The organism is Muricauda sp. MAR_2010_75 (assembly GCF_000745185.1).
GTDB lineage: Bacteria > Bacteroidota > Bacteroidia > Flavobacteriales > Flavobacteriaceae > Flagellimonas.
The window spans coordinates 2,475,540-2,496,589 of sequence record NZ_JQNJ01000001.1 but is presented as its reverse complement, the minus strand read 5'-3'; the positions used below and the strand labels follow the sequence as shown (position 1 = coordinate 2,496,589).

Below are 21,050 nucleotides of genomic sequence, written 5' to 3'. Positions count from 1 at the left end.
ACGTTATATTTTGGTGCAAACCACTTGATTGTTGAACTCTAAACTCACTATTGCATAATCTGCCAACGACAAATCCTTGGATGCCTTGGCATAAAAAGCCATAAAATTTTTGAACTTCTCATTAAGATTTTCCACTCCCCCCAAATTGACCACAAAGTTTTCCATTCGGAATCTTAGTTGGTATTTACCTTCCTTCACAATGTGTATCCCGATGACATTTTTCCGTAGAAAATCGTCTCCGTTGATATAGTTCAAAATAACATAAGCGTCCTCCAAGGTTTTTCCCGTAATCTCACCTGTAATGATGGGAACCCGGGCCGAATGGTGTTTTGATAAAGGCATGCGTTCTCCCAAATCATCCAAATAAAATTTAGAGATTCCCTCTACTCTCCCAATCGGTTTACGCTGAACAATTTTGGAGACAAGTTCTCCGTTTACAGTAAGATAGACCTGGGCGTTTTTAACCATAGCATTGGATTGGATTACCTCCTCTATGGTATTCAAAACTAACTGTTCTTTGCCCCTATTTTTTACAGGCCCGTAATTTTGTATTAACAATTTATTAACCGCGTCCTCAGTGATGTACAAGTTATTGTCACCCACAAATTTAACGGTGATTCCATCCACTTTTTTCAGTTTGCTCCGATGATCGGCAAAACCATAAAGCCCCACCACAGCAATGGATAAGCAAACCAACTTTATGTAATCCCAATTAACTCGCATAGGCCAATTCCTTTTTGATTTTTGGCACCTCCATTCCAATATCGCCCGCGCCTAGAGCCACCAAAATTCCAGTTTTACATTGTTTTATTTCTTCAATTAATTTTGATTTTGAAATCAACTTTTTGTGGGGGTTTTCTATTTTTTCCAATAGCCATTCCGAGCTAATTCCTTCAATAGGTTCCTCTCTGGCTGGATATATTTCCATCAATAAAATCACATCAAATTGCGAAAGACTTTCTGCAAACTCATCGGCAAAATCCCGTGTGCGTGAAAACAGATGCGGTTGAAAAATCACGGTGATTTTTTCACCGGGATGCACCTCACGAATCGCTTGATACACCGCATCAATCTCTGCTGGATGATGGGCATAATCATCAATAAAAGCAAAGTCCTTTTCCTTGATTTGATACGAAAACCTGCGCTGTACTCCCTTAAAACTGGATAAAGCTTCTGCAAGGCGGTGTGGTGGGCAGCCTGTTTGCACCGCCATCGCGAAAGCAGCTAATCCATTGAGCAAATTGTGCCTTCCGGGTTTGTTGAAACGCACTTTTTTCAACACCTCCGAAGGCGTAACTAAATCAAATACGTAGGTTCCATGTTCAACTTCAATATGTTCAATTCGGTAGTCCGAACCATCTTCTATTCCAAAGGTTATGCCCTCCAATGGAAGTCCCTTTTTCATGAAAAGTGTTCCACCGGGTTTAATTTTTCCTGCAAAATCCCTGAAGGATTGCTGCAACTCTTCTTTGGTTCCGTAAATGTCCAAATGGTCAGCATCCATGGAGGTGATGCAGGCAACATTGGGTGAAAGTCGCAAAAAGGAGCGGTCAAATTCATCCGCTTCCACCACCGAATATTCAGTGCCCTCCAGTACAAAATTGCTGTTGAAATCCTCCGAAACCCCACCCAAAAATGCAGTGAAGGGCATGTTGCATTCTTTTAACAAATGGGCCAAAATGCAAGATGTGGTGGTCTTCCCATGTGTTCCTGCCACAGCCAAACAAAAGGTGTCTTTTGTGATGATGCCCAATACTTCGGAGCGTTTTTTAATGTCAAAACCATTGCTTTTGAAGTATTGCAATTCGGAATGGGCGGCAGGGACAGCAGGAGTATAAACCACAAGGGTTCCGGCTTTTTTGAACGTTTCAGGAATGACATCCACATTATCATCAAAATGAACCAAAATGCCCTTCTCCATCAATCCATCCGTGATGGGAGTAGGAGTTTTATCATAACCAGCCACTGGTTTTCCAATAAAATGGAAATAACTCGCCAACGCGGACATACCAATCCCTCCGATACCGATAAAATAAACGCTATGGATGTCCTTTATGTTCACTTTAACAATTTTTCAATTTCATCTACAATATGTTCCGTGGCTTTGGGCATGGCCATCTTTTTAATATTGGCTCCCAACTTGTTTTGCAGCTCTTGGGAATCCATCAGTTTGGTAAAGCTTTTTTCAAATTCAGCATCCAGCTCTGTTTCTCGCAACATGATGGCGGCATCTTTGGCCACCAAAGCTTTAGCATTTTGGGTCTGATGGTCCTCCGCCACGTTGGGTGATGGAATAAAAACCACAGGTTTTCCCACCAAGCATAATTCAGAAACGGAACCAGCTCCTGCACGAGAAATAATCACATCCCCAGCGGCATAGGCCAAATCCATTCGATTAACAAAGGCCAACACTTTTACTGAATCAGATTCATGTTTTTTGTACTCGTCATAATAGAGTTTACCGCACTGCCAAAGCACCTGCAATCCCATGGTTTCAAAAAAGTGTAGTTCCTTTTCTATCAATTGGTTGATGCGCCTTGCTCCTAAACTGCCACCTAAGACCAAAACTGTTTTCTTGTCTTCATCCAAACCGAAGAAATCACTGGCTTCTTTTTTGTCTGATTTTATATCCACCAAATCCATTCGGATGGGGTTTCCGGTTTTTACAATCTTTTCCTTCGGAAAAAACCGCTCCATACCGTCATAGGCCACACATATTTTCTCAGCTTTCCCGGCCAATAGTTTGTTGGTGATTCCCGCAAAGGAATTCTGTTCTTGAAGCACACAGGGAATCCCCGCACTAGCCGCCATTCGCAATAATGGGCCGCTGGCAAAGCCTCCCGTCCCGATGGCGACATCAGGCTGAAATTGTTTTACTATTTTTCGTGCTTCGAACAAACTACTTATCAGTTTAAAGGGAAACATGAAATTTTTCAATGTCAGTTTCCGTTGTATTCCACTTATCCACAAGCCTTTTATCTTGTAACCGGCCTGTGGTACTTTTTCCATCTCCATTTTATCCTTTGCCCCTACGAACAAAAACTCCGCATTTGGGTGCCTTCTTTTCAACTCGTTGGCTATGGCTATGGCCGGATAAATATGTCCTCCAGTACCCCCTCCAGAAAGTATAAACCTAAATTTGTCCACTCAGTACTTCTAAAGGATTGGTTTCATCTATATCATAGGATTGCTCCTCTAAATTCTCTGTTTTGTTGCTGGCACTCAATACGATTCCTATGGCCATACAGGTCATCCATATTGATGTTCCACCCATACTGATCAACGGCAAGGGCTGACCCGTTACGGGAAACAATTGCACCACAACCGCCATATTGATGAAGGCTTGAAAAACGATGGGCAATCCAACCCCTATCACCAATAATTTTGAAAATACCGTCTTGGCCGAATGGGCCACCACCACAATCCGGAAGAGCAACAACAAATAGAAAAACAGCAGCGCTCCACCGCCCAACAATCCATATTCCTCAATAATGATGGCGAAAATGAAATCTGAGGTACTCTGCGATAACAAATTTTTCATGACGCTTTTCCCTGCGCCTTTTCCAACAATTCCACCTTCAGCGATCGCAATTTGTGCCAAGGTCAGCTGATGCAAATCGTCTTTATCCGCTTGTTCGGGATGAATAAACGTCTCTATTCTTGATTTCCAGGTTCCAGCTCTATCTGGCAACACCTCAGGAGCTTTGAACAGCACAAACAAAAACATGCCTGCCAATACAATGCCCACACCAACCATAGAGAACAAATATTTTAAGGGGTATCCACCTAAAAAGCAAAGCACCAACACCAAAAAACAGATGATGGCTGCCGTTGAAAAGTTTTCAGGCAAAATCAATAAAACCACAAGTGCCGTTGGCAACCAAAGTGGCAAAATGCTTTCCTTGAACGTAATCTGGACATCTTTGATCTTGGTCAAATAGCGTGCAATCCAAATCATTAGAACCACAGAGGCCAAGGTCGAGGTCTGGAAATTAACCCCCACAAATGGAATCTTGATCCATCGATTGGCTGTAACACCCCCAATTTCCGTTTCCACGGTCAGGGTGTAGCCCAGCAATAGCAGCACAATGGGCATGGCAATGATGGAGAGCCCTTTAAAGTAATGGGTGGGGATGCGATGTACTGCATATATAATCCCGAAGCCCAAAAACAAGAGCACAGCATGTTTTACCAAATGGCCAAAGGTGGTACCGTCGTCGTTTACGTACACCAAATTGGTGCTTGCACTATAGACGGGCAAAAATGAGAAAAGGGCCAAAAGGGCCACGACGCCCCAAATGGCTTTGTCTCCTTTCAAATTTTTGAATATTGCCAACACTGGTATTGGTTTTATAGATTCTTTACTGCTGCTTTAAATTGATCTCCTCTATCCTCATAGTTTTGAAAAAGGTCGAAGCTGGCACAAGCCGGGGATAGTAAAACCGCATCACCACGCTCCGCAATCTTATAGGCCACCTTTACGGCTTCCTCCATAGAATAGGTCTCCACCATCAAATCAATGACATTTCCAAAGGCATCTACCAATTTTGAATTATCCATTCCTAGACAGATGATAGCCTTTACTTTTTCGCGAACCAAAGGCATCAGTTCTGCATAATTGTTGCCTTTATCTACACCGCCAACAATCCAAACAATGGGTTTTTTAATCCCATCCAAAGCATAAAACGTGGCATTTACATTGGTTGCTTTAGAGTCGTTGATGTACTCCACATGATTGATCTTCAACACCTTCTCCAATCTATGGGGCACCCCCTGAAACGACTGGATACTCTGGCGGATCGTCTCCTTCCTGACCTTCACCAACAACGCTGCCATACTGGCTGCCATGGTGTTCTTTACGTTGTGTTGCCCTTCCAAGGCCAAAATATCTGTACTCATTTCCAAGGTTTTATGTTCTAATTCTATTTTTATTTTATTGTCTTCCAACCAAGCTCCTTCCTTCAGTTTTTGTTTTACTGAAAATGGAATCAATTTGGATTGAAGTGGGTGCTCTTTCAACCATTCCCGAATCACTTCATCATCTGCATCATAGATTAGGTAATCAGTTGAATCCTGATTCATGGTGATGCGAAACTTGGATGCGATATAGTTTTCAAACTTGTACTCATAGCGATCCAAGTGATCGGGCGTGATATTGGTCAGGATGGCGATGTGGGGTTTAAAGTCCACAATTCCATCCAACTGAAAACTGCTGATCTCCAACACGTACTGGTCAAAATCCTGCTCCGCCACCATTTTAGCATAGCTGTCGCCAATGTTTCCGGCCATGCCCACGTTCAACCCCCCATCTTTTAAAAGATGATAGGTGAGCATTGTGGTAGTGGTCTTGCCATTGCTTCCTGTAATCCCAATCAAGGTGGCATCCGTGTATTTTGATGCAAACTCAATTTCAGAAATCACTGGAATGCCTTTTTCAACAAGCGCTTTTACCAACGGTACCTTATCCGGAATGCCAGGGCTTTTCATGACCACATCGGCATTCATAATTTTGGACTCGGTATGCTGACCGGACTCCCATTCAATCTCAAAATGTTCAAGAACTTCTTTATATTTTTCTTTGATCTCGCCTTTGTCCGAAACAAAGACTTCAAATCCTTCCTTTTTTCCTAAAATGGCGGTTCCCACACCACTCTCTCCACCGCCAAGTATCACCAAGCGCGCCATCTATCGGATTTTAAGGGTGACAATACTGATGATTGCCAATAAAATTCCAATAATCCAAAAACGGGTCACTATTTTGCTCTCGTGATATGATTTTTTCTGATAATGATGGTGCAAAGGCGCCATCAGGAATATGCGTTTTCCCTCTCCGTATTTCTTTTTGGTATGCTTGAAATATCCCACCTGTACCATTACCGATAATGATTCGGCAAAGAAGATTCCACACAAAATGGGAATCAATAATTCCTTTCGGACAATAATGGCAATCACAGCAATAACCCCACCGATTGCTAAACTACCGGTATCACCCATAAAGACTTGGGCTGGGTAGGCATTGTACCATAAAAACCCGACCAAGGCACCCGCAAAAGCTGCTATAAATACCACCAACTCTTCCACGCGGGGCAAATAGAAAATGTCCAGGTAACCTGAAAACTGAATGTTACCGGAAACCCATGCAAAAATTCCCAGCGTAAGCACAATGATGGCCGAGGAACCGGCCGCCAAGCCATCAATACCATCAGTTAAATTGGCCCCGTTGGAGACGGCGGTCACGATCAATATCACCACTGGAATAAAAATCAACCACGCATACTCCACCATACCATCTCCCATCCAAGAAATAAAATCGGCGTAGTCCAATTGGTTGTTCTTAAAAAAGGGCACGTTGGTACGAACGGTCTTGGTTTCTTCACCAAATACACGTTCCACCTCAAAATTTTGGGTTATTCGGGTGCTGTCCTTCTCTTTCACGGTCACTTCTGGATGAAAATAGAGCGTCGCCCCTACTATCAGCCCTAAAACCACTTGACCTGCCACTTTGAACCTACCTTTCAGCCCCTTTTTATCTTTTTTGAAAATCTTAATATAATCATCGATGAATCCAATGATGCCCATCCAAACGGTGGTGATGACCAAAAGAATCACATAAATGTTCTCTACATCTGCAAACAGCAAAACGGGAATCAAGGTGGACCAAATAATAATCAGACCTCCCATGGTAGGGGTTCCTGCTTTTTGTTTTTGCCCTTCCAGTCCTAAATCGCGAACGGTCTCTCCAATTTGTTTTTTCTGAAGAAAAAGAATGATTCGTTTACCGTAGACCATGGCTATCATCAGGGATAACAATACCGACATGGCCGCCCTAAAGGTTAGGAACTGAAAAAGTCCTGCTCCAGGCAGTTGATATTGTTTCTCCAAATATTCGAACAAGTAGTAAAGCATGAACTACATTATTTATTTAGGCTGTTCAAGGCCTCTTTTACTTCTTTTAAATCGTCAAAATCTACCCGGACCCCATTGGTTTCCTGATAGGTTTCATGTCCTTTTCCCGCAACCAAAATGATATCATTGGCAACAGCCAACTTGCACGCCGTTTTAATGGCTTGCCTTCGGTTTTCTATGGACAATACTTTTTTGACATTCTGGGCTTCCACTCCAGCTTCCATTTCCTCGATAATGGCCGAAGGTGATTCGGTCCGTGGGTTGTCTGAGGTAAAAATGGCTTGGTTGCTCATTTCGGAAGCGATATGACCCATAACCGGACGCTTAGACTTATCACGGTCACCACCACACCCCACTACGGTGATGACGTTTTCATTTCCAGTCCTCAATGCATTGATGGTAATCAATACATTTTTTAGTGCATCCGGCGTATGGGCATAATCAACAATAGCCGTTATTTTCTTTTTCGATATGTAATATTGAAACCGTCCATCAACGGTCTCCAATTCACTCATTAACCGTAAGATTTCAATCTTCTCCAATCCCAAGATATCCGCCGTGGCATAGATGGCCAACAGGTTATAGGCATTGAAGTCTCCAATTAATCTGGACCACAATTCGTTATCATCCAACTTCAACAATTGACCGTTAAATTGTCGTTCCAAAATCTGGGCCCTGTAATCTGCATACGATTTTAGGGCATACGTATATTTTTTGGCCTTGGTGTTCTGCAACATCACCAAGCCATTTTTATCGTCGATGTTCACCAAAGCGAAGGCCGTCTTTGGAAGGCTGTCGAACAGTTTTTTCTTGGTATCCCGATATTCTGCAAAGGTTTTGTGATAATCTAAATGGTCATGGCTCAAATTGGTGAAGATGGCCCCAGCAAAATGCAATCCTTCGGACCTTTTCTGATGGATGCCATGCGAACTCACCTCCATGAAGCAAAACTCCACACCCGCAGTATTCATTTTTACCAAATAATCATTGATGGTCAAAACATCTGGCGTGGTATGGCTGGCGGGATATTCCTTATCATCCACCATTACTTTGATGGTAGAAAGCAATCCAACCTTATAACCCGCTTTCTTAAATAGATTGTAAAGAAGCGTACTTACGGTGGTCTTCCCGTTGGTACCCGTAATCCCGACCAACTTTAGGTTTTTGGAGGGATTATCATAGAAATTGGCAGCAATAATAGCTAAAGCACTGTTGCAATCGGGTACTTTGAGGTAGGTGACCCCATCTACCATTAAGTCTGGCAATTCCTCACAGACGATAGCCCGTGCACCAGCATCCACTGCTTTTTGAATGAACTTATGTCCATCGGTAATGGTGCCACGGACCGCAACGAAAACGTCATCCATCGATATTTTTCGCGAATCGAAATGGACAAGGTTCACCATAACGTTGGTGTCCCCGCTCACCGCGGAAAGGCTTACACCATATAATATGTCCTTCAATAACTTCATGAAAGCTCCAGTACTATTTTTTTTACTTTTTTAAGATCGGTTCCTTTGTCGATGGACTGTTTCTTTACTTTTCCATTTCCATGCACTTCAACTTCCAGCCCCAAATTCTCGAGCAAGGAAACCGCATCCATGCCGGTCATTCCTTTTACATCGGGGACGGTATCGTATTTTTTCTGCACTTGCGCATAGTATCTCTGATAGTCTTCTTCCAAGGTCTTTTTGTCATAGACCTTCTCTTCCACTTCGTCCACCAAAGGTGAAATGGCATGGATTTTCTGAGCCATGGATTTAAACACGGGGCCGGAAACATCCGCACCGTAATACCCCACACTTTTGTCGGGTTCGTGGATGATGACGATACAGGAATATTTAGGGTTGTCGGCCGGAAAGTATCCCGCAAATGTGGAGATATAAGCCAACTTATCCGGGTCTTTTTCCACATAGTTTTTTTGGGCCGTCCCTGTTTTGCCCGCCATGGAAAAGTTTTTGGAGTAGAGCTTGTGTCCGGTTCCATGTTCCTTCTCCACCACATCCTTCATCAGTTGTTGTACCTTTTTTACGGTCTCTTCGGAACAGATGGAAGAATTCAACACCTGCCTGTCAAATCTTTTGACCACATTGTTTCCTTCACGAACCTCTTTGATCAATCTTGGTTTTACATATTCGCCATCATTGGCAATGGCATTGTAAAAGGCCAAAGTTTGCAAAGGTGTCATTGATACTTCGTACCCGTGTGACATCCATCCCAATGAGATTCCAGACCACCCTTTGTCGCCAGGATACCGAATCACTGGGTCACCTTCGCCGATAATGGGCAATCCCAATTTTTTATGCAGCCCCATGTTCATCAAGCGGTTGACAAACTTTTCGGGTTGTTCCTTATAGTTCTCATTGATAATTTTGGCAAAGGCAGTGTTCGAGGATACCTCAAATGCTTTTGCAACGGAAATTTTTCCATAACCACCCCATTTGGAATCCTTCACAACCCCATCGTAAATGCGATATCTTCCTTTTTCCGTGTCGATGACAGTGCTGGTGTCCACCACTTTGTCTTCCAACGCTGCTACCAAAGACATCAACTTGAAGGTGGAACCGGGCTCATGGGATTCACCTACGGCATAGTTCAACTTTTCGTAATATTTCCCTTCGGAAGTGCGTCCCAAATTGGAAATGGCCTTGATTTCGCCTGTTCTAGTCTCCATGACCACTACACAACCATGGTCAGCCTTGTATTTTTCCAACTGGGCCAAAAGTTCATGGTGGGCAATATCTTGAATGTTGATATCGATGGTGGAAACCACATCCAATCCATCTTGCGGTTCAACTATATTGTCCAATCCAACGGGCTTCCACTGCCCTTTGGCGATGCGTTGTTTTAAACGTTTGCCTTCATGCCCACGCAAATAGGATTCTCCAAAAGCACCATCCAGACCGACTCGGGTGTAATAGCCATTTTCATCCACACGCTCATAGCCAATGCTTCTTGCCGCCATTTTTCCCAAGGGATATTCACGAACCACACGGTGCGTTTCAATAAACCCACCTTTGTAAGGTCCCAAGTTGAAAAGTGGAAATTGCTTTATCTTGACATAATCCAAGTAATCCACATTTCGGGCCACCAACTTGTAGCGATTGCCGTTCGCCCTCGCTTTACGAAACAATTGACGGTAATGCGATGAGGGTTTGTCAAATAATTGACCCAACGAATCAGAAAGTGGGCCCACATATTTTTGAAAGTTTTCCTCAGTAACAGTCTTGGCGTCAAACCGAATTTCATATTTAGGTACGGAGGCTGCCAACAAACTTCCATCCTCAGAATATAGGTTACCTCGATTAGGCTCAATGGTGAACATTTTCTCTGTTTTGCTCAAGGCAAGTTCCTTGTACTCCTCCCCCTTCACCATTTGTATATCCACCAATTTCACCACCACGGCAATGGCCAAAACAAGTAGTCCCCCGGCTACGAGGTACAGTCTGTTCATGATATTTTTTTCAGATATCGCCACTACTCTGCTGATTTTACTTTGATTTTTCTTGGAGGATTCTCGGAAGGAACCAGACCTTGCTCCGCTACTTCTTTGCGCAAAGTGGATTCCAATTTTAATTGTTGTACTCGGGAACGACCTTCCACAAACTCACTGCGCAACTTTCGCACTTCTTCGTTCAAAGCAGCGATTTCCAATACTTTTTTATCGGCACGGTGGCTGCTGGAGATCATCAAAGCGGCCAAGAAAGAGGCATACAACAAAAACATCCAGTTCTTGGGAGCATCCCCGCTCACCAAAAACTTTCCTTTTAAAATGTCCAGTAATCCCTTTCTCATTTTGTTTTCTATATCTTTTCCGCTATGCGGAGTTTTGCACTTCTCGCTCGGTTGTTCCTTGCTATTTCTTCTGCTGATGGCACTATCAATCCGCCCACTTTCTTTAAAGGAACATTGATGTTCCCATAAAAATCCTTTTCTGGTTCCCCTTCAAATTTTCCAGCCCGTATAAACCGTTTCACCAATCGATCTTCCAATGAGTGGTAGCTAATCAGACTCAATCGACCACCTTTTTCCAAAATCTCAGGTACCTGGAGCAAAAACTCCTTGAGCACTTCAATTTCTTGGTTGACCTCTATACGGATCGCTTGGTAGATCTGCGCCAAAATTTTGTTCTCTTTCATCTTGGGCAGAAATCGAGCTAAAACCGTTTTGAGCTGGTCCGTGGTTTTGATTGTTACCTGTGACCTGGCTTCCACAATGACCTTGGCCATGGCGTTCGCATTTCGCAACTCGCCGTACTGGAACAAGACCGACGCTAAATCTTCTTGGGAATATGAATTGACCACTTCAAAAGCTGACAATTCATCGTTTCTGTTCATCCGCATGTCCAAATCCGCATTGAAGCGAGTGGAGAAACCGCGGCTTGCCTCATCAAACTGATGGGAAGAAACCCCAAAATCTGCCAGGATTCCATCAACTTTCCGAATGCCATAGAACTTTAAATACTGTTTGAGATATCGAAAGTTTTGGTTAATCAATTGAAATCGCTCGTCATCTAGGGCATTTTGCAATGCATCCTCGTCTTGATCAAATGCGAACAATTTTCCTTCCTCGCCCAATCGTTTCAATATTTCAGTGGAGTGCCCTCCGCCACCAAAGGTGGCATCCACATACACTCCATTAGGTTTTATATTCAATCCGTCCACCGATTCTTGCAACAGCACCGGATTGTGATACGAACTATTCATCGTCGTCAAAAATCTCTTCCGCTAGATCGGCATAATCCTTCTCACCCTCAGCCAAGACTTTCTCATACTTGTCCTTGTCCCAAATCTCTATCTTGTCAAAAACAGCATTGAGCACCACTTCTTTTTCAATTCCGGCAAAATCCACAAGGTTTTTGGGTATCTGCAACCTTCCGGAATCGCCATCGATTGTGACTTCTTTCATCCCTGCCACAAAGTTTCGAACAAAGGCATCGTACTTTCGGTTGATTTTGCTCTTCTTCATCACCTTCTGCATGAGAACATCAAATTGTTGCTTCGGGTAGAGCTCCAAACACTGCTGAAAAACAGACCGCTTGATCACGAACCCATCCTTTAAAACAGGCAATAACTGATTCTTCAAGGAAATGGGCAATAAAACCCTTCCCTTGGAATCTGCTTTGCAATCATGTTGTCCTATGATATGGGTCACTAGAAATCAATTGGTTACTTATTACAACTCAAATATATAGATTTTATTTCCACATTTCTCCACTTAAAGACACTTTTGTTAATAAATTCCCCACTTTTCGGCCAAAAATGGGAATTTTACCCTAAGAACTGCCTTTCAGAATTTCACAAGTGCCATACTTTATGTTCTGGCGTACTGAAAAAAGTTGTGATATAGATGGAAAAAACGTGAAATCCGTGTGATTTGAAATTCCTATATTTGCCCCTCTTAGCACCAACTAACTATTGATGGAAGAGCATATCATTGAGGAAGGCAAATACCGATATATAGAAATGGGCGAGGGAACCCCCATGATTATCTTGCACGGTCTCATGGGTGGATTGAGCAACTTTCAAGGGGTTTCGGAATACTTTCCTTCCAAGGGATACCAGGTATTGATTCCTGAACTTCCCATTTATGATATGCCCCTGCTCAAGACCACGGTTAAGAACTTTGCCAAGTTTCTGGAAGAGTTTATTGAGTTCAAAGGACTGAAGGATGTTATCCTTTTGGGAAATTCACTCGGAGGGCACATTGGTCTGCTACATACCAAAATGTTCCCGAAAATGGTGAAGGCCCTGGTGATTACCGGGAGTTCAGGACTTTATGAAAGTGCCATGGGCGATGGTTATCCCAAACGTGGCGACTATGAGTTCATCAAAAAAAAGGCACAAGATGTTTTCTACGATCCCGAAGTGGCCACCAAGGAAATTGTGGACGAGGTGTTTGCCACTGTGAACGACCGCATGAAGTTGGTAAAGACACTTGCCATTGCCAAAAGTGCCATCCGTCACAATATGTCCAAAGATTTACCACATATGAAAACCCCAACTTGCATAATTTGGGGTGAAAATGATACGGTGACCCCACCAAACGTGGCGAAGGAATTCCATGAACTTTTACCGGATTCTGACTTATTTTGGATTGAAAAATGTGGTCATGCCCCCATGATGGAGCATCCCAATGATTTTAACCGCATTCTTGAAGCTTGGCTGAAAAAGCGTAACTTTTGAGGTAAAAGAGACAAGACCAACAAAAGAAAGAACCAAGACTCTTTGATTTTATTTTCTTTCGTACCGATTCTTGTATCTTGCTTTCCAAATTTAGTCAAATAGCATGAAGATTACTTCCGCCGAGTTCGTAATGAGCAACTCCAACGTGGCCAAATGCCCCAATGAACCCTTACCGGAATATGCCTTTATCGGTCGATCCAATGTGGGGAAATCTTCATTGATCAATATGTTGATGGAACGCAAAGGTCTGGCCAAAACTTCCGGTCGGCCTGGGAAAACGCAGCTCATCAACCATTTTAAAATCAACAACAATTGGTTTTTGGTGGATTTACCGGGGTACGGTTACGCACGGGTTTCCAAAAAGGACAAGAAGACTTTTCAGAAATATATCACTGAGTATTTCCAAAAACGGAAGCAGTTGGTCTGCGGTTTTGTTTTGGTGGATATACGCCACGACCCCCAACCTGTGGATTTGGAATTTATGGAATGGTTGGGTCTGAATCAGATTCCTTTTGCCATCGTCTTTACCAAAGCTGACAAATTAAAACCTGCTGTGATTGAAAAACAAGCAAATGCCTATCTGAAAAAATTAACGGACAGCGTTTGGGAGGAAGCTCCTCCACATTTTACCACCTCATCCTCCAATCGGATGGGTCGAGAAGAATTGTTGGACTATATTGATGCCATCAACCAAGATTTTTTTAAGAATCAGTAGCATGGACAGTGCCATCCAAAAAAGTAAGAAATCAGAAGAAATTACGACTTAAATGCCATCTACAAGAGTACAACGCTTCGTTGACTTTTTTCAACTTTAAAACAAGGTTATTATGAAAACAGTTTTGCATAAAGCGAACACCCGAGGCCATGCCAATCATGGATGGTTGAACAGCCATCATACCTTTAGCTTTGCGGGATACCAAAACCCAGAACGGATGCATTTTGGGGTCTTGCGTGTACTGAACGATGACCAAGTGGCCCCTGGAAAGGGATTTGGCACACATCCGCACGATAATATGGAAATTATCTCCATTCCTTTAGAGGGCGATTTGGAACATAAGGACAGCATGGGCAATGTGGCTACCATAAAAGAAGGCGACGTTCAGGTGATGAGTGCCGGAACGGGCATTTCCCACAGTGAATACAATAAAAATTCAGACAAGGCCGTGAAATTTCTTCAAATTTGGGTATTCCCAAATGAACGAAATGTGGAACCCCGATACGACCAAATTTCCATAAGGGATATCGCCAAGAAAAATGCGTTTTACCAAGTGCTTTCTCCCAACCCCGAAGATGAAGGGGTGTGGATTCACCAAGATGCATGGTTCCATCTGGGCAATTTTGATGCGGATTCCACCGACTCGTACACCCTAAAAAAGGAAGGGAACGGTGTTTATGCCTTTATTTTGGAGGGTGAAGTGGAAATCAATGGCCAAAAACTGGAAAAAAGAGATGGTTTTGGACTCTGGGAAACTGATTCCTTTGATTTAAAATCACTTTCCGACAGCAGGGTTCTACTGATGGAAGTTCCCATGAGTCTTGGAAAAATAGGACGATAAAACTTCTGGATCACGCGAGGGCGTTTAAAAGTGATGAAAACAGGTCATCGTCAGGTTGAGCGCAGTCGAAACCTATCCAATAATTATCACTTATGAATTCTCGACTGCGCTCGAATTGACAAGGGGCAAGCTCTTTAAACAGCCCCTTTTATGCGTTTCTGAATCACATCAATTAAATCTTCGGACGATTGCATTGCATTCAGCTCTTCGGTGGAAATAAATAGCTCCAATTCGTCATTATCTTCAATTAACACAACCGGAAAGGTGTGCTTGTGGCCAAACTTACTGGCATATGCTTTAGTAAATTCATCTTTGTGCAAAAATGACATGGCTATGTCGCTTTGCTCCCTGAATTTCTTCCAAATCTTGTTTTCAGTCACTAGGCCGAATGTAATATCACACAAGTTACAATCGTAGGTGGATGGACTGAAGACTTTGTGCATACTATCCCAAATGACATTTCGGGTACCGGAATTGGCATTGTACACAAACAAGAGCTTTTGAATATTTTCTGTTTTCATTTTCCCGATTTGGGATTTATACCTACAGTTTGTCCAACTCCAGCTTTTCGGCAAAGTAATCGCAAAAGTCCTTCATGGTGGCGGTCATTTTCTCATCTTGGGTGGCCTTCATAAACGTATCGGCCATGGTGGTGAGGGTCTGATGAAAAAATATCTTCATTTCGTCCACGGGCATATCCTTGGTCCACAGATCTATTTTTAAAGATTCCCGGTTCTTACTGTCCCAGACCGAAAGCAACATGGCCTTGGCCTCTTCATTTTCCACACCACCATCCTGGGCAGACCAGGTCAACTCTTCAGGAACCCTGTTTTCATCCAATCCTACCGTTAGTTTAATTTCCGAAGTATGTGTTATCGCCATTATTTTCTGGGTTTGTAATTAGATTCTTTTAAAATTTCATCTGCTGGCATCTCCAATAATTGCTGCAAACTTATGGTGTTACTTTCCATAAAGGCCCGTACAATTTGCCATCCCATGTACCTGCCCAATCTTCCGGGTGATTCGTTGTCCAGTTCCAGTCCAAATTTGGAAAAGGGTGCTGGGTCTAAAAATTTTCGGTCCAATGCCGAGTCAGTGCTGTACAAAAGTTCGCTTTCTACAAAATAACGCCACATTTGCTCTTCGTTGGCCTTGGCCCACTCAAGTTCTTCATTGGAATAGCCAATTTTTTGCGCATCTGAAATGAAAGGGAGCAACCTGTCCTTTAAATAAAGTTCTTTTCCATAATACACCATTCTCGACAAAAAAGTTCGGTTTCGTGGATACGTAAGCACTTTTTTGGAAAATGCACTGGCCACATCCGAGGTCAAGAACTTTTTATCGAGACCAGCCGCTATATATCTTTGGATACCTTTATAAAAGTGGTGGTCCTCACCTAAATAGTTGTCCAGACCGATCAGCAGCAATGTATCCGTAAGGATAATGCGGTCATTATAGCGAACATCTGAAGTCAATGTCACCACTTTCGGTGCCTTAAAACTTGGAAAATAATATTTGATGTGTTTAAAAAGGGATTCCAATGCTTCTGATTCAGTTTTAAAATCACCAAAGGTCTTGTTCACTTCATCGGACAATTCAATTTGAATTGTGTCGGATAATTTGTTGACCCAAATACTGTCTGGAAACTGCTCCGGGAAGAGGTAGGGGTATTTTTTCTTTAACTGGGGAATGTCATTTGCTGATGCATTGGCAAACTCGCGATCAAACCGTGAAACTTGAAAATCCACTGAGATCCTGGCAATTTCCTCCTCGGCTTTATCGGTTTCCTTACATCCATCCAAAACAAGAATCATCAAAAAAAAGGAAGCAAAAATCCCAATTTGAACAAAGTATTTCAACGACCTCTTCATTTTTAAGACAACAGGGTTTAAATTTACAGGGCACAAAGGTAATTTAATGAATCTAAAAAGTACGATATGCAAACAGAAAAGGTAATCGCTTACATTGTAGACTGGTTAAAAGACTATGCCACCAATGCCCATTGCAAAGGTTTTGTCATTGGGGTATCAGGAGGAATAGATTCTGCAGTGACCTCTACCCTTTGTGCTAAAACCGGGCTGGACCTTTTGTGCGTGGAAATGCCCATTCACCAAGGCAAGGACCAGGTGACCCGTGCAGATAGGCATATCGATTGGTTAATGGAAAATTTTCCCAATGTTTCCCGTCAAGATGTAAACCTCACTCCAGTGTTCGATAGTTTGGTAGCTGCTTTTCCAAAGGTTGAAACGGAAGAGGAACGCTTTATGTCGTTGGCAAACACCCGTGCCAGATTGCGAATGACCACGCTATACTATTTTGCGGCCTTAAAGGGGTATTTGGTTGCTGGAACTGGAAACAAAGTCGAGGATTTTGGAATTGGCTTCTATACCAAATATGGTGATGGAGGGGTTGACCTTAGCCCTATTGCCGATTTGGTAAAGACCGAAGTGTACGAAGTGGGAAGGGTGCTCGGCGTAAACCAAGATATTATGGAAGCACCACCCACGGATGGGCTTTGGGGCGATAGCAGAACGGACGAAGATCAAATTGGGGCATCGTATCCTGAGTTAGAATGGGCCATGAAAATGGATGATGAGGGAAAGACCATTACGGATGATTTTTCCGATAGGGAAAAAGAAGTTTTCGCTATTTATAAAAGGTACAATACTGCCAACAAACACAAGATGATTCCCATACCCATTTGTGAGATTCCAAGTGTCTTAAAATGACCTTTTAACCCAAAAAACCCAGTTTAAAACGAAAAAAACCATAGAAAAGATAGGGTTTTAAGAAAAAAATTACAGTTTTACGTCACCAAATTGTTATCTTGCCTGCTATGTTACGTAAGTAATTAGCTAACCAACAAGTATAAGTAAACTCAAACCGAATGATAAAAGTATTGATTGCTGACAATCATCCCATTGTCAGGCTTGGAATAAAACAAGTGCTCGAATCCAGCCCAGATATTGAAGTCATTGCAGATGTTTCCACAACCTCAGAATTATTCGAAGCATTAAATAAGGTAGCTCCCGACGTTGTTATCTTGGAAATGGATATTCCAGAAATCAACGGAATTGCTACTTTACGTAAGATGAAACTGGAATTCCCAAATGTTAAAACCTTAATGTACAGCGGCCAATCAGAAGACGTGTATGCTTTGAGCACCATTAGAGCAGGTGCATTTGGCTACCTTTCAAAAACCGCTGATTTGGATTACATCATCTCCGCCGTAAAAAAGGTAAACGAGGGGAACATGTTCATCACCAATGAACTGGCACAACGCTTGGCATTTGATGAAGGAACACAAAAACCGAGAAGATTCTTTAGAAAACTATCTTCCAGAGAGGTTGAAGTGTTGAAATTATTGGCCAGTGGAAAACGAAACAAGGAAGTGGCCGAAGGGCTTAACCTTAACGAAAAAACCGTAAGTACCTATAAAGCGCGTTTAATGAAGAAATTGAACGTTGATAATTTGGTGGACCTATTACAGCAAGCCAAAGCTTTGGAACTTTATTAATTAACCAATCCAAACTAACTAGAGTAAATCCCGGGCAAATTGTCCGGGATTTCTTTTTTAAGACAGTACCCGATTCAATTTAGCGTTCAGCAACTTGTTCAACTGAAGGTAATTCACGATTTCCTCCAAAATCTCCGTATTGTCGCCGGTATGGTCCTGGGTCTGCTCCTGTAATTTCTGAATTCGGTTTTTAATCAAATTGCACCGTAGGGTAAGAATGGTCTCTCCTACCAGTTGGGCCACCCCATTTTTTTTCTCTTTTGGATAAATATCCTTTCGTTCCCAATCATGCAACATATATTGCTCCTCTTCCATTAAAATGGAAGAAATTTCAGGAACCATTTCTTGCTCCAACTCCGTCATAAAGGTATTGACGGCAAAGGCCTTATTCTCGTTCAGGTTTTCAATGAGTTTGTAATAAATGGACCTGAACTGTTCGTTGGTCAGTTCAATTTCATCTTCCTGAAGGTCCAAAAACACTTTTTCATACACTTTTGCCTCCACCACTTCGGGCTCCAAAACCAGCTCCCCTTCCTCATTCTCCTTCAATACCAAATCCTCAAACTCCTGCTCCTGGTTCCCATACAACAAGAGTACTTCAATAATTTTTCGCTCTAACTCATAAAGCACATCCACTTTTTCCACCACAGGGTCATTTTTGACCACTTCAAAGGTCTTCCGTTCCTGTTTTAGCTTTTTATTGGCATCGGTGACCTGCTTTTTGTCGATTTGAGCCAAGGTATTGTACAACACCTCTTCTGAAATCTGCATGATCTTGGCACATTCCTGAATGTAGATTTCTTTTTGGATACGATCTGGAATCTTGCTGATGCTGTTTACAATATCCCGCACAGTATCAGCCCTTTTTATGGGGTCATTAGCCGCTTCCTTGGCCAATAAAGAAGTTTTAAACTGAATAAAATCCTTGGCATTCTCTTCCAAATAGAGCACCAAGTCCTCATAGGTATTGTTTTTGGCAAAACTATCGGGGTCTTCTCCCTCTGGAAAGGTGCAGACCTTTACGTTCATGCCCTGTTCCAAAATCAAGTCAATTCCGCGAAGGGAAGCCCGCAATCCGGCTGCATCCCCATCAAAAAGTACAGTGATGTTTTTGGTAAGCCTGTTGATTAACCTTATCTGTTCCGGGGTCAAGGCCGTTCCACTGGAAGATACCACATTCTCCACCCCACGTTGGTACATTTGGATGACATCCGTATAGCCTTCCACCAAATAGCAGTTGTCTTCTTTGGCAATGGCCTGTTTGGCAAAATAGATGCCGTAGAGCACCTTGCTTTTGTGGTAAATCTCGCTCTCTGGGGAATTGAGGTATTTGGCCGCTTTTTTGTCATTTCCCAAAATTCGTCCACCAAACCCCAGAACCCTGCCACTCATGGAATGGATGGGAAACATGACGCGCCCCTTAAAACGGTCAAAGGTTTTCTTCTCTCCCCCAGTTTGTTCCTTTACGATGGTGAGTCCGGTTTTCTCCAGAAATTCTAACTGATAGGCTTCATCCAAAGCGGTTTTGGTAAAAGCTTCCCATTCGTCCAAGCTATAACCCAAACCAAACTTTTTTATGGTCTCATCCGTAAAACCACGCTCTTTAAAATAACTTAGTCCTATGGCTTTGCCCGGTTCGGTTTCCCAAAGGGTTTTGGTAAAATACTTTTGGGCATATTCCGATACCAAATACATGCTCTCCCGCTCATTGGCCTGCTCTTTTTGTTCATTGGTTTGCTCGGTCTCCTCTACTTCAATGTTATATTTCTTGGCCAGGTATTTAATGGCTTCTGGATAGGTAAAATGTTCGTGCTCCATTAAAAAAGCCACTACATTTCCACCCTTACCACTACTAAAATCCTTCCAAATCTGTTTAACAGGGGATACCATAAAACTTGGGGTCCTTTCATCCGAAAAAGGGCTCAGTCCCTTAAAGTTGGAGCCAGATTTCTTCAACTGCACAAAATCACCAATCACCTCCTCGACCCGGGCGGTTTCATATACGTTGTCTATGGTAGTTTTTGAAATCAAGTGACTTTGCGTTGAAAGAGCTGTTAAAGGTAAATAAAAAGAAATTTTTGGGAGTCGATATTATTCATCAGATCAAAAGGTGAATTCATGAATTCCAATGTAAATAATAAAATAAAAAAATTCTTTTTGTATTTAAAATCAAAACCATGAAAGTAATTTTCAGTCTATTCCTGTTTATAACATCATTTATGGTATTAGGGCAAGCCAGAAAATTCCACCGCTGTGAGACCGATGATATTACATCAGATATTTCCATAAAAAATTTCAACATTCATCATGCACATTTGTTTAATGGGTATAGTTATTTGATTGGAGAAGATACCGACCCTGATGGCTATTATGGACTAAGAATGATTGTACTAGATCAACAAAAAAACAAAATCTATGAAACCAAGGGAGGTGGAGATGCGTATTACATGTCCCCTTATTTTTTTGAGACCGAAAAAACCGAGGATGGGACTATAACACTAGTTGCCAGTGGTGCGGAGGAATGTTGGGGAACTGCAATATATCATATTAAAAAAGAAGAGGTTAAATACTTGGGGTATCTTGATATGTGTGCCATAGTGGATGGTGATTACCTTAGCATACCAAAGTATGTTAATATAACCACTTCAAAAAATGAAATTAATTTTTCTTTTGATGACGTAGCACTTGGACTAGATGGGTTACCACACAAGGTTGAAATAGACTATTATGATCAAAGTCGCCAAGAAAGTAGTGTGGTTGATGGAAACAAGCTTAGAGCTAGATATAACCATGCAGATGGTGAGCTAGAAATAATTACCGACTAACCCCATTTTTTGACAAGCTGTAACCCAATTGGGCCTAGAAGATTTCTTATCTTAGAAGCAA

21 protein-coding genes are annotated in these 21,050 nt (G+C 42.3%); 6 read left to right on the top strand and 15 right to left on the bottom strand.

Features of this window, described 5'->3' with window-relative positions; genetic code table 11:
- Positions 1-3 precede the first annotated feature (3 nt).
- Genes FG28_RS11130 through mraZ form a run of 11 tightly spaced genes read right to left on the bottom strand, consistent with a single transcriptional unit; the run spans position 4 to position 12,060 of the window.
- Positions 4-723 (bottom strand): cell division protein FtsQ/DivIB, encoded by a 720-nt coding sequence (locus tag FG28_RS11130; RefSeq protein WP_036382822.1) that lies wholly within the window; start codon positions 721-723, stop codon positions 4-6.
- A complete protein-coding gene (gene murC / locus FG28_RS11125; protein WP_036382820.1) occupies positions 713-2,062 on the bottom strand; it encodes a UDP-N-acetylmuramate--L-alanine ligase in 1,350 nt (449 codons plus the stop codon). Before murC ends, FG28_RS11130 begins: the two co-directional genes overlap by 11 nt.
- On the bottom strand, positions 2,059-3,147 hold the full coding sequence (gene murG, locus FG28_RS11120) for an undecaprenyldiphospho-muramoylpentapeptide beta-N-acetylglucosaminyltransferase (protein WP_036382819.1): 1,089 nt from the start codon (positions 3,145-3,147) through the stop codon (positions 2,059-2,061). The genes murC and murG overlap by 4 nt, the downstream gene beginning before the upstream one ends.
- Positions 3,134-4,339 (bottom strand): FtsW/RodA/SpoVE family cell cycle protein, encoded by a 1,206-nt coding sequence (locus FG28_RS11115; protein WP_036382818.1) that lies wholly within the window; start codon positions 4,337-4,339, stop codon positions 3,134-3,136. The genes murG and FG28_RS11115 overlap by 14 nt, the downstream gene beginning before the upstream one ends.
- Positions 4,340-4,350: 11 nt before the next feature.
- Positions 4,351-5,685, bottom strand: a complete 1,335-nt coding sequence (gene murD / locus FG28_RS11110; protein ID WP_036382812.1) for a UDP-N-acetylmuramoyl-L-alanine--D-glutamate ligase — start codon at positions 5,683-5,685, stop codon at positions 4,351-4,353.
- Positions 5,686-6,906 (bottom strand): phospho-N-acetylmuramoyl-pentapeptide-transferase, encoded by a 1,221-nt coding sequence (mraY, locus tag FG28_RS11105; protein ID WP_036382810.1) that lies wholly within the window; start codon positions 6,904-6,906, stop codon positions 5,686-5,688.
- Between the two features lie 8 nt (positions 6,907-6,914).
- Positions 6,915-8,378 (bottom strand): UDP-N-acetylmuramoyl-L-alanyl-D-glutamate--2,6-diaminopimelate ligase, encoded by a 1,464-nt coding sequence (locus FG28_RS11100; RefSeq protein WP_036382807.1) that lies wholly within the window; start codon positions 8,376-8,378, stop codon positions 6,915-6,917.
- The gene (locus FG28_RS11095) at positions 8,375-10,384 is read right to left on the bottom strand and encodes a penicillin-binding protein (protein ID WP_036382805.1); all 2,010 of its coding nucleotides are present in this window, start codon (positions 10,382-10,384) and stop codon (positions 8,375-8,377) included. The genes FG28_RS11100 and FG28_RS11095 overlap by 4 nt, the downstream gene beginning before the upstream one ends.
- Positions 10,384-10,701 (bottom strand): FtsL-like putative cell division protein, encoded by a 318-nt coding sequence (locus tag FG28_RS11090; protein WP_036382803.1) that lies wholly within the window; start codon positions 10,699-10,701, stop codon positions 10,384-10,386. The genes FG28_RS11095 and FG28_RS11090 overlap by 1 nt, the downstream gene beginning before the upstream one ends.
- Before the next feature lie 8 nt (positions 10,702-10,709).
- On the bottom strand, positions 10,710-11,612 hold the full coding sequence (rsmH, locus tag FG28_RS11085; RefSeq protein ID WP_036382801.1) for a 16S rRNA (cytosine(1402)-N(4))-methyltransferase RsmH: 903 nt from the start codon (positions 11,610-11,612) through the stop codon (positions 10,710-10,712).
- Positions 11,605-12,060 (bottom strand): division/cell wall cluster transcriptional repressor MraZ, encoded by a 456-nt coding sequence (mraZ, locus tag FG28_RS11080; RefSeq protein WP_036382798.1) that lies wholly within the window; start codon positions 12,058-12,060, stop codon positions 11,605-11,607. The genes rsmH and mraZ overlap by 8 nt, the downstream gene beginning before the upstream one ends.
- Before the next feature lie 266 nt (positions 12,061-12,326).
- On the opposite strand from mraZ, the gene FG28_RS11075 reads away from it, so the two are divergent.
- From FG28_RS11075 to FG28_RS11065, 3 genes are all read left to right on the top strand, one after another.
- Complete coding sequence (locus FG28_RS11075; RefSeq protein WP_036382796.1) at positions 12,327-13,091, top strand: alpha/beta fold hydrolase; 765 nt, start codon at positions 12,327-12,329, stop codon at positions 13,089-13,091.
- Between the two features lie 103 nt (positions 13,092-13,194).
- Entirely contained in the window at positions 13,195-13,806 is a 612-nt protein-coding gene (gene yihA / locus FG28_RS11070; RefSeq protein ID WP_036382794.1) for a ribosome biogenesis GTP-binding protein YihA/YsxC, read from the top strand.
- Between the two features lie 112 nt (positions 13,807-13,918).
- Positions 13,919-14,647: a pirin family protein gene (locus tag FG28_RS11065; protein WP_036382793.1), complete on the top strand. Its 729-nt coding sequence runs from the start codon at positions 13,919-13,921 to the stop codon at positions 14,645-14,647.
- 134 nt (positions 14,648-14,781) lie between these two features.
- On the opposite strand, the gene FG28_RS11060 is transcribed toward FG28_RS11065, so the two are convergent.
- Genes FG28_RS11060 through gldB form a run of 3 tightly spaced genes read right to left on the bottom strand, consistent with a single transcriptional unit; the run spans position 14,782 to position 16,518 of the window.
- A complete protein-coding gene (locus FG28_RS11060; RefSeq protein ID WP_036382790.1) occupies positions 14,782-15,168 on the bottom strand; it encodes a hypothetical protein in 387 nt (128 codons plus the stop codon).
- Positions 15,169-15,190: 22 nt separating this feature from the next.
- Positions 15,191-15,529, bottom strand: coding sequence for a gliding motility protein GldC (gene gldC, locus FG28_RS11055; RefSeq protein ID WP_036382787.1), 339 nt, complete (start codon positions 15,527-15,529; stop codon positions 15,191-15,193).
- Positions 15,529-16,518, bottom strand: a complete 990-nt coding sequence (gene gldB / locus FG28_RS11050) for a gliding motility lipoprotein GldB (RefSeq protein WP_051947279.1) — start codon at positions 16,516-16,518, stop codon at positions 15,529-15,531. Before gldB ends, gldC begins: the two co-directional genes overlap by 1 nt.
- A 66-nt stretch (positions 16,519-16,584) precedes the next feature.
- Between gldB and nadE the strand changes: the two genes are divergently transcribed.
- Together nadE and FG28_RS11040 are read left to right on the top strand one after the other, a co-directional pair.
- Positions 16,585-17,376, top strand: coding sequence for an NAD(+) synthase (gene nadE, locus FG28_RS11045; RefSeq protein WP_036382785.1), 792 nt, complete (start codon positions 16,585-16,587; stop codon positions 17,374-17,376).
- A gap of 158 nt (positions 17,377-17,534) precedes the next feature.
- The gene (locus FG28_RS11040; protein WP_036382783.1) at positions 17,535-18,164 is read left to right on the top strand and encodes a response regulator transcription factor; all 630 of its coding nucleotides are present in this window, start codon (positions 17,535-17,537) and stop codon (positions 18,162-18,164) included.
- Positions 18,165-18,221: 57 nt separating this feature from the next.
- On the opposite strand, the gene dnaG is transcribed toward FG28_RS11040, so the two are convergent.
- Entirely contained in the window at positions 18,222-20,195 is a 1,974-nt protein-coding gene (gene dnaG, locus FG28_RS11035) for a DNA primase (protein WP_036382781.1), read from the bottom strand.
- Positions 20,196-20,341: 146 nt separating this feature from the next.
- Between dnaG and FG28_RS11030 the strand changes: the two genes are divergently transcribed.
- A complete protein-coding gene (locus FG28_RS11030; RefSeq protein WP_156102264.1) occupies positions 20,342-20,989 on the top strand; it encodes a hypothetical protein in 648 nt (215 codons plus the stop codon).
- The last annotated feature ends 61 nt before the right edge of the window (positions 20,990-21,050 follow it).